This is a genomic window from Kitasatospora sp. NPDC093806, from assembly GCF_040683335.1.
In the GTDB taxonomy this organism is placed as follows: Bacteria; Actinomycetota; Actinomycetes; order Streptomycetales; family Streptomycetaceae; genus Kitasatospora.
The window spans coordinates 1-9,313 of record NZ_JBFBDO010000179.1; the positions used below are offsets into that span (position 1 = coordinate 1).

The 9,313-nt window shown below is 74.0% G+C and carries 6 protein-coding genes; all 6 read right to left on the reverse strand.

Features of this window, described 5'->3' with window-relative positions:
- Nucleotides 1-35: 35 nt before the first annotated feature.
- Nucleotides 36-1,244: a methionine adenosyltransferase gene (gene metK, locus AB0N76_RS38190; protein ID WP_363565451.1), complete on the reverse strand. Its 1,209-nt coding sequence runs from the start codon at nt 1,242-1,244 to the stop codon at nt 36-38.
- 66 nt (nt 1,245-1,310) lie between these two features.
- Nucleotides 1,311-4,316, reverse strand: a complete 3,006-nt coding sequence (locus tag AB0N76_RS38195; RefSeq protein WP_363565452.1) for a methyltransferase — start codon at nt 4,314-4,316, stop codon at nt 1,311-1,313.
- The gene (locus AB0N76_RS38200; protein ID WP_363565453.1) at nt 4,313-5,731 is read right to left on the reverse strand and encodes a methylaspartate mutase; all 1,419 of its coding nucleotides are present in this window, start codon (nt 5,729-5,731) and stop codon (nt 4,313-4,315) included. The genes AB0N76_RS38195 and AB0N76_RS38200 overlap by 4 nt, the downstream gene beginning before the upstream one ends.
- Before the next feature lie 5 nt (nt 5,732-5,736).
- The gene (locus AB0N76_RS38205) at nt 5,737-6,270 is read right to left on the reverse strand and encodes a cobalamin-dependent protein (protein WP_363565454.1); all 534 of its coding nucleotides are present in this window, start codon (nt 6,268-6,270) and stop codon (nt 5,737-5,739) included.
- Nucleotides 6,271-6,363: 93 nt separating this feature from the next.
- Nucleotides 6,364-7,722, reverse strand: coding sequence for a fatty acid desaturase (locus tag AB0N76_RS38210; protein ID WP_363565455.1), 1,359 nt, complete (start codon nt 7,720-7,722; stop codon nt 6,364-6,366).
- Between the two features lie 563 nt (nt 7,723-8,285).
- Nucleotides 8,286-9,313, reverse strand: a 1,028-nt coding sequence (locus AB0N76_RS38215) for a hypothetical protein (protein WP_363565456.1), incomplete at its 5' end; no start/stop codon positions are given.

Below are 9,313 nucleotides of genomic sequence, written 5' to 3' on the forward strand. Positions count from 1 at the left end.
GCCCGTACGGTGACGGTGCCTCAGGACGCGGTGCCTCAGGCGCCGGCGGCCTTGCGCAGCTGTTCGGTGCGGTCGGTGCGCTCCCAGGTGAAGTCGGGCAGCTCGCGCCCGAAGTGGCCGTAGGCGGCGGTGGCGGTGTAGATGGGGCGCAGCAGGTCGAGGTCGCGGATGACGGCGGCCGGGCGCAGGTCGAAGACCTCGGTGACGGCCTGCTGGATGGCGTCGACGGGCACGGTCTCGGTGCCGAAGGTCTCCACGAACAGGCCGACCGGTTCGGCCTTGCCGATGGCGTAGGCGACCTGGACCTCGGCGCGGCGGGCGAGGCCGGCGGCGACGATGTTCTTGGCGACCCAGCGCATCGCGTAGGCGGCGGAGCGGTCGACCTTGGAGGGGTCCTTGCCGGAGAAGGCGCCGCCGCCGTGGCGGGCCATGCCGCCGTAGGTGTCGATGATGATCTTGCGGCCGGTCAGGCCGGCGTCGCCCATCGGGCCGCCGATCTCGAACCGGCCGGTGGGGTTGACCAGCAGCCGGTAGCCGTCGGTGTCCAGGCCGGCGCCGGTGGAGGCGAGGTCGGCGAGGACGGGTTCGACGACGAACTCGCGGATGTCGGGGGTGAGCAGGGTGTCGAGGTCGATGTCGCTCGCGTGCTGGGTGGAGACGACGACGGTGTCCAGGCGCACGGGGCGGTCGCCGTCGTACTCGATGGTGACCTGGGTCTTGCCGTCGGGGCGCAGGTAGGGGATGGTGCCCTGCTTGCGGGCCTCGGTCAGGCGGCGGGAGAGGCGGTGGGCGAGGGTGATCGGCAGCGGCATCAGCTCGGGCGTCTCGTCGCAGGCGTAGCCGAACATCAGGCCCTGGTCGCCGGCGCCCTGGCGGTCGAGGTGGTCCTCCTCGTTGCCGGTGCGGGCCTCGTAGGCGGTGTCGACGCCCTGGGCGATGTCGGGGGACTGGGCGCCGATGGAGACGGAGACGCCGCAGGAGGCGCCGTCGAAGCCCTTCTTGGAGGAGTCGTAGCCGATCTCCAGGATCCGCTCGCGGACGAGCTGGGCGATCGGGGCGTAGGCCTTGGTGGTGACCTCGCCGGCGATGTGGACCTGGCCGGTGGTGATCAGGGTCTCCACGGCGACGCGGGAGGCGGGGTCCTCGCGCAGCAGGGCGTCCAGGATCGTGTCGCTGATCTGGTCGGCGATCTTGTCGGGGTGGCCCTCGGTGACGGACTCCGAGGTGAACAGGCGGCGGGACACGGGGGGTTCTCCAGTCGTCGGCACGGCGGCGGGAAAGGCGGGCAGGCGGGCAGGCGAAGACGCAGGTCAGCGGGGTTCGGCGACCAGCAGGCGGCTGTCCAGCGGCAGGGCGTGGTCGGCGGCGAGGGTGAAGCCGGCGCGTTCCAGCAGGGCGCGGTACTCGGCGGTGGTGCGCTCGGAGCCGCCGGCGATGGCGAGCATGTGGACGTCGAACCAGGCGGCCAGGGAGGGGCTGCCGTCCTCGGGGATGACGCGTTCGATGATCAGCAGCGCGCCGTCGGCGGGCACGGCCTCGCGGATGCGCTCCAGGACCCGCACGCACGCCTCGTCGTCGCGTCCGTGCAGGACGCGCGAGAGCAGGTAGACGTCGCCGCCGGCGGGGACCTTCTCGTAGTAGTCGCCGCTCTCGTAGCCGATGCGGTCGGCGAAGGGGGAGTCGGCGAGTTCGGTGCGGGCGGCGTCGACGACGTGCGCGGTGTCGAACAGGACGCCGGTGAGGTCGGGATGGGCGCGCAGCACGGTGGTGAGCAGGGCGCCGTTGCCGCCGGCGATGTCGACGACGGTGCGGGCGCGGGAGAAGTCGTGCAGGGCGGGGACGGGTTCGAAGAAGGAGGAGCTGGCGGCCATGGCGCGGTCGAAGCGGGCGGTGAGTTCGGGGGTGCGGGCGAAGTAGGGGTACATGGCGGCGCCGTGGACGTGGGTGAAGGCGTTCTCGCCGGTGCGCACGGTGTGCAGCAGGTGGCCCCAGCCGGTGTAGAACTCGTCGCCGTAGAGGAGGGCGAGGTCGCGCATGGAGCCGTGTTCCTCGGTGCGCAGGGTGGCGCCCAGGTCGGTGGTGGTGTAGCGGCCGTCGGGGCCGGCGGCCAGGACGTCGAGTTCGGTGAGGAAGCGCAGCAGGCGGGCCAGGGAGGGCTGGTGGGTGCCGGTGCGCTTCGCGAGTTCGGCGGCGGTGGCGCCGCCGTCGGCGAGCAGGTCGGCCAGGCCCAGGGTGGCGGCGGTGTGGACGGCCTGGGTGGCCCAGGGGCCGATGAGCAGGTCCATCATCCGGCGGGAAGCGGTGGTGTCGGCGGTGTCGGTCATCGCGCGGGTCTCCTGCGGTCGTGGAACGGGTGAGGGGGAGTCGGAAAGGGTGCAGGCGTGGGCGAGGGTGCGTCGGCGCAGGTTCTCCACGCCGGTGCGCAGGCTGCCGCGGGCGATGGCGTCGCCCTGGATGAGGGTGCGGGAGCCGACGTGGGGGCGGGCGCCGATGGCGGTGACCCATTGGACGGATTCGACCGGGGGGCCGTAGGAGAAGCGGCCGCGGTGGGCGGTGCCGTGGGTGTCGAGGAGGCGGAAGGAGACCTCGGCGACGTCGATGCCGCCGGTGGTGTAGGGCTCGCCGTGGGCGTCGGGGATGACGTGCGGGCGGGCGGCGCCGGTGTCGAGGAGGTGGCGCAGCAGGGGGTCGGTGGCGCGGCGCACGTCGGTGAGGGCGAGGTGGGCCTCCAGGAGGGCGCCGGCCTCAAGGGGGGCTTCGTCGACGAGGGGGGAGGAGACGAGGAAGCGGCCGGTGGTCTCGTCGGCCTCGACGTGCATGCGGGGGCCGATCAGGCGGACGGTGCCGGCGCGCACGAGGGCGTCGAGTTCCTCGACGCGGGCGGTGGGGGGTCCGCTGGCGATGTAGTTGTTGAGGCCGGAGAACCAGCGGTCGACGTGGTCGCGGTAGGAGCCGCCGCGCAGGCCCTGGTGGGATATCACCTGGCGGATCTCGTCGCGCAGGTCGCGCATGATGGCGGCGGTGGCCTTGAAGGGGCTGCGGGCGGGGCCCTGGGCGGACTGTTCGAGGTCCCAGGCCAGGCGGCCGGAGATCCAGTCCTGGTACTCGGTGCGGTCGGTGAAGCGGCGTCGGCCGCCGGGGTGGTCGACCAGGTCCCAGTCCCAGTGGTGGGCGGGGTCCTCGAAGCGGTCGGTGATCAGCTGCCGCATGGCGGGGGTGTCCCAGTCCAGGCAGGCGTAGTCGGCCAGGAAGCGCTCGCGCTCGTCGTCGGGGGCGTCGGCCAGGCGGGCGCGGTAGTAGACGTAGCCGACCTCCTTGGCGATGTAGGGCCACAGGTCGGCGCGGAAGTCGAGTTCGCCGCGGCCGGCGGTGGCGCGCAGGCGGGTGATGACCTCGGCGGTCAGGAAGCGGGGCTGGTAGCGGGGGACGACCTCCAGGTGGACCTCGGCGCGGGCGAGGTAGGGCACGCCGCGTCCGGAGCCGGCGTAGAGCTGGGGTTCGCGGCCGGAGGGGCGGTAGTGCAGGAGGTCGTCGCCGTCGCGTTCGAAGCGGCCGCCGCGGCCCTGGGTGAAGAGGGTGACGTAGTCGTAGAAGCTGAGGCCCAGGCCGCGCAGGACGAGGGGCTCGCCGGCGGGGATCGCGTCGAGGTCGCATTCGGCGGGGCTGAGGGGTTCGCGGTAGAGCAGGCCGTGGCGGTCGGCGAAGTCCTTGAGGTGCTGCTGGCCGTGGGTGGGGGCGACGTCGAAGTGGCCCTGGGCGAGGATGACGGCGTCGCATTCCAGGGGCTGCTCCTCGCCGTCCAGGCGCAGGAGTTGGGTGCCGCGGTCGGTGTCGTCGAGGGCGGTGGCGCGGGTGGTGTGGAGGTGGACGGTGACCTGGGCGGGGGCGGTGCGGATGATCTCGTTCAGGGCCCAGCGCAGGTAGGCGCCGTTGAAGGCGCGGCTGCCGTAGGACCAGGGGAGCATGCCGGCGGCCTCGGCGCGTTCGGTGTCGGTGACGTCGGTGACGCGGCCGTCGGCGACCATGCGGGCGAACTGGTACTGGGTGGGGCCGGGCAGGATGGGGCCCTCGCAGGGGACGGAGTCGTCGGTGAAGACGGTGACGTCGGAGGCGACGGTGTTCATGAGCAGGGAGCGGTCCTGGTCGCGCCGCCACACGCGTCCGCCGCCGGCCGGGTAGGGGTCGACGAGGTGGACCTCGACGGGGGTGTCGGGCGCCACCAGCGCGGCGTTGGCGCACAGCCGCTCCAGGGCGACGACGCCGCGCGGGCCGGCGCCCACGATCCCGACGCGGAGGACGGTTTGGCTGGTGGTCACGTGAGGGGGTCCTTTCCCGGGGTGGTGGTGCCGCCGGCGGCGGCGGTGGTGTCCTGGGGGGTCTCGCCGAACAGGAGGGGGAAGTAGTCGATGTCGCGGCGCAGGGCCTGGAAGAGGTCGGTGCCGGGCAGGTCGGCGCCGGTGTGCGGGCCGGGGGCGGTGTCCAGGAGGCGGCGGTTGCGGGCGGTGCTGGCGCGCGAGAGCGGCAGGCGGCCGGGGGAGTGGTAGCGCACGGCGCCGGCGCCGTCGCGGCGGGGGATGACCTCGGAGCGGGCGTGGCGGCTGGCGCTGAAGGGGATGTCGAGGCGGCCGGCGGCGAAGGCGGTGACGATCGCGGTGTCCAGGCGGGGTGCGGCCAGGACGGGTTCGACGATCTCGGCGGTCTCGCGCAGGATCCATTCGAGTTCCTCGGCGACGGCCTCCTCGTCGACGGTGACGAAGTCGAGCAGCGGGGAGCGGGCGACGGCGGCCAGGCGCAGTCCGGCGGCGTTGGCGGCGGCGTCGGGGATGCCGTGGGCCTCCAGGTGGGTCTTGGTGATGAGTTTGGAGGCGCCGCCCAGGCGGGCGGTGAGGGCGCCGTAGAAGATGAGGTCGTCGGCGTGGTGGCGGTGGCGGGGGAAGACGCCCATGAACTCGTGGAGCACGGCGTGCACGTCGGTGCCGGCGGGCAGGTAGCGCTCGGCGAGCAGGGGGACGGCGCGCAGGGCGGCGATGTCCTGGGCGAGGTGTCCGCTCTGCGGGTAGGAGACGCTGATGCAGCGCACGCCGGCGGCGGCCGCGGCGACGGCCTCCAGGGTGCTGACGGCCAGGCTGATGCTCGGCGGGATCAGGACGGCGGTGAGGGTGCCGAACAGTTCGCGGTCCATGACCACGCCCAGGCGGGCGAGTTCGCCGCAGACGCGGTCGACGTCGGCCCAGGCGGCGAGGGAGTCGGCGAGCGGGACGTCCTTGGAGTAGGGCAGGTTGTAGGAGATGCCGCCGCCCTCGAAGGAGGTGATGCCGCAGGCGACGGCGGTGGCGAACAGTTCGCGCGGGTCGGGGGAGCCGTGCCGGATCTCCAGCGGGACGGCGACCAGTTCGTTCAGTTCCCGGCCGCGCTGCCAGCCGTGGGTGACCAGCGGGTAGCCGTTGAGGGTGCGGTGGTCGGTGCGCAGGGCCCGGGCGGCGCTGTCGAAGCGGCGCAGCCGGGTGTGCGAGTCGATGGTGAGGGTGAGCAGGTCGGGGCGGCCCTCGGTCTCCAGTTCCTTGAGCAGGAGGGCCATTTCGCGGTGCCCGCCGACCCCGCAGCGCGGCTGCAGGGCGGTGCGTCCGCTGTCGCGGGCGCGGGCCAGCACCTCGGCGGCGGTGGGCTTGCCGAGCTGCGTGATGTAGGCCGCCGACTCCTGGAGGGTGGGCGGTGCGGGGGCGGGGGGCACGGGGGTCACCGGGCGGCGGCGGCCGGGACGCGCTCGGCGGCGGTGCGGGCGTGCTCGGCGGTGCGGTCGGCGCTGCGGTCGGCGGTGCGGGCGTGCTCGGCGGTGCGGGTGTGCAGGGCGTCGAGGGCGGGGACGAGGTCGGCGGCGCTGGCGAGCACGCGGTCCACGCCCAGGTCGTAGAGGCGGGCGGTGGAGGATTCGTCCTTGACGCTGCCGACCGACAGGTTGCCGCCGACCAGGACCGGGCAGTGGATGCGTCCGGCGCGCTTGGCGTCGGCGAGGTCGTGCAGGTCCTCGTGGATCTGTCCGTTGAGGCTGCCGATGAGGACGGCCTCGGCCTGGGGGTGGCGCTCGCAGGCGTCGGCGAACTCGGCGACGGGGGTGCAGGTGCCGAGGTTGACGACGGTGAAGCCGTCGGCGCGCAGCGCGTGGGCGATGAGGTGGTTGGCGACGGCGTGGCTGTCGCTGGCCGCGACGCCGAGGATCACCAGACGGCCCTGCCGTTCGGGCGCGCCGGTCAAAGCGGTGGGCGTGGGCATGGGAGCGGCCTTTCCGTGGGTGCGGGCGGATGCGGTTTGCAACCGAATGGACATCAGGCGGCGCTGTGCGGAAGGAAGATGAGGGTCTGTCAGTCAGTCGTCGAAGGCGGCGAAAAGTTCGCGCTTGCTGACCGAGCGGATCCGGGCGACGTCGAACTCCTCGGGGTCGGCCGCCGACAGCGAGTCGAAGACCCGGTTGATCGCGGCGACCAGTCCCCACTCGGCGGTGTAGGCGGGCCAGCCCTTGTGGCCGTCCACGAGGTCCTGCTGGCGGGCGAAGATGTAGTCGTGCCACTGCCGGCTGGCCGGGTAGCGGTGGTGGAAGTCGTGGACGACGGTGTCGCCGGTGAGCACCAGGTAGCGGGTGGGGAAGTGCACCAGTGTCATGCGGGCGCTCCAGCGCAGCCAGCGCAGCGGCGCGGTGGCGGCGGGCAGGCCCGGGGCGGGCGCCGGCTCGCCGATGAAGATCGCGTTGGTGAGGCTGCCGAAGTACTCGCGGCCGCGGCGCACCGTGGTGCCGGGCGCGGGGAAGGTGTGCTTGACGCACAGCCGCAGGGTGTTGCTGACCTGGTAGAGCACGCCGATCGGCACGAACCAGACCACCAGCACCGCCGGCCACGCCCCCAGGGCCACGGCCGCCGCCCCGCCGCCGCCGTACAGCGCCACGGCGATCGCCTTCTCGGCGCGGGCGCCGTTGTGCCAGAAGGAGCGCACCCGGGAGAGGGCGAAGGCGAGGTGGAAGCGGGGGGAGAGGCACTTGAGCAGCACCCGGCGCCACATCCGGCGCCGCGTCATGCCCGGGTGCAGGTCCAGGCTGATGAGGAAGGCCTGGACGGTGGGGTCGCGCAGCGTCATGTGGTGCACGGCGTGGTGGTCGGCGACGTGCTCGCGGCTGTAGCGCTCGAAGTTCTGGATCACCAGCAGCGCGGAGATGGCGTGGCCGATGACGGTGTCCAGCCGGCGGCGCCCGAACATGTTCCGGTGCGAGCACTGGTGGTAGACCATCATCCGCAGGTTGCGCTGGCCGTGCAGGGTCATCGCCCAGCCCGGCAGCAGCAGGAGCAGGAACCAGGCGCCCAGGACGAAGCCGGTGGCGGACACGGCGGCGCCGGCCAGCACCGACAGCGAGGCGGTGGCCAGGTGGAAGCCCGGTGACAGGGCCACCGGGCGCTGGCCGGCCAGCGGGCGCCCGGTCAGGAAGGTGAGCGGCAGCTGCAGCGGGCCGGGCAGGCGCCGCATGCTCTCGCGCACCGGGTCGGCGGCCGCGTCGGCGCCCGCGCCCGGTGCGCTGCTCGTGCTCGGTGCGCTGCTCGGACGTGGTGCGGCGTCGGTGCTCTTGCTGCTGCTCGGCTCGGTGCCCGTACGTGGTGCGGCGTCGGTGGTGCGCGGTGCGGCGTCGGCGTCGGCGTCGCGCGTCGTCGGGGAATGCGACGCGATGTTGCCGGAACTCATGGCAGGCGTGCCTTTCTGCTGGGCGGCAGCACGACGCGTCGCCCGCCCCGCTCCGCGGCACGCCCGGACACGGGCACGGCGGAGCGGACGGGGCGATGGTCGTGGAACCGCTGTTCGAACAGCACACAGGTCTGGACAACGTGGTGGCGCGAGGGAATGCCCGGCCCACGGCCGCTCAGGCCGGATGGACCGGGAGGAACACGGGGACGGCCCGAGGGAGGGCGTCCCGGGCGGCGGGCGGCGCGGCGCCATAGCGGCGCAACCTTGACATGTCACCTGCCGTCAGTGCTGTTTCACGCTAACCACGCCTATCGGATCAAGTCAAGCAGGAGTCGCGAAGCGAGTCACACCCTGTCAACTCTGGTCAGTAAGGACGCGAATGGGTTACGCTCCCCAGAACTGGTGAACGAACCTGACTGGCCGTCAGGAGCAGCCCCGCCGGAGACAGAGGGAACGCGGCGGGGCCTCTCCGGATGCCCGGTGGGTTCGCGAGGGGCCCCGGCCGGGGGCACCCGTGGGGGGAAGGACGTCACCGTGCAGACCGCGCGACAGCAGCCCTGTGGTCAGGCCGGATCCAGGGCCGAGGCCAGTGCCTTCCACGCGTCGGTCGCCAGATCCAGATACCCCGCGTCCTCCGCCTCCGCCGCCGCCGCCCGCAGCGCCGCCCGGCCCTGCGCCTGCGCGCCCAGCGCCAGCAGGCACCGGCTGCGCAGCACCTGCGCCCGCAAGCGGTCATGAAAGGTCAGCAGGTCCGTGCCCCGCGCCTCGTCCACGTACGACAGGGCGCGCTCGTAGTCCCCCTCCGCCCAGCACAGCCACGCCCGCAGGAACAGCAGCACCGCCCCCTGCCCCGCGCTGCCCACCAGGTCCACCGCCCGCTGCGCCTCGGCGATCAGCGCGCCGACCCCCTCGGTGCGCCCGCTGCGCAGCCGCAGCGCGCCCGCCGCCGTCCGCAGCCGCGCCCAGCCCGCCAGGTCCTCCCGGCTGTCCAGGACCTCCAGCGCCCGGCCCATCAGCCGGTCGCTCTCCTCGGCGCGCCCCTCGCGGCCCCGCACCCCCGCGCACGTCCAGTACGCCTGCGCCGCCAGCTTGGGCGCCACCTGCTCGGCCCGCGCCAGCAGTTCGGGCACCCGCTCGGCAGCCCGGTACAGCGACCCGGCCTCCGTCTCGGCCGCCGCCAGCGCCATCAGCGCCCGCACCCGCTCGGCCGCCGGCGCCTGCCGGGAGATGCGCACCGCCTCCTGCCCGCTCTCCATCGCCGCCGCCAGGTGCCCCAGCGTGCGCTCCACCACCGACAGCTCCGCCAGCAGCCCGGCCCGCGCGGCGTCCGCGCCCGCCCACTCGGCGCTCAACTCGGCCAGCGCGCGCAGCACCTGCGCGCGCTCGGCGCTGCGCCCCTCCATCTCGTACGCCTCGGCGAGCAGCCACCGCAGGTGCCAGCCCCAGCCGAACGGCACGTCCTCGCACGGCTGCGCGGCGGCATCGGCCAGCAGCGCGATCACCCGCCGCCCGTCGCCGTCGCGCCGCGCCGCGGCCGCCTCGGCCAGCAGCGCGCCCGGCCCCGCCGCGCACGCGTGCGGCGCCGCCGCCC

Coding starts and splice junctions, on each gene's coding strand:
- AB0N76_RS38205 (WP_363565454.1), bottom strand. CDS start 6,270: ATGCCCACGCCCACCGCTTTGACCGGCGCGCCCGAACGGCAGGGCCGT.
- AB0N76_RS38210 (WP_363565455.1), bottom strand. CDS start 7,722: ATGAGTTCCGGCAACATCGCGTCGCATTCCCCGACGACGCGCGACGCC.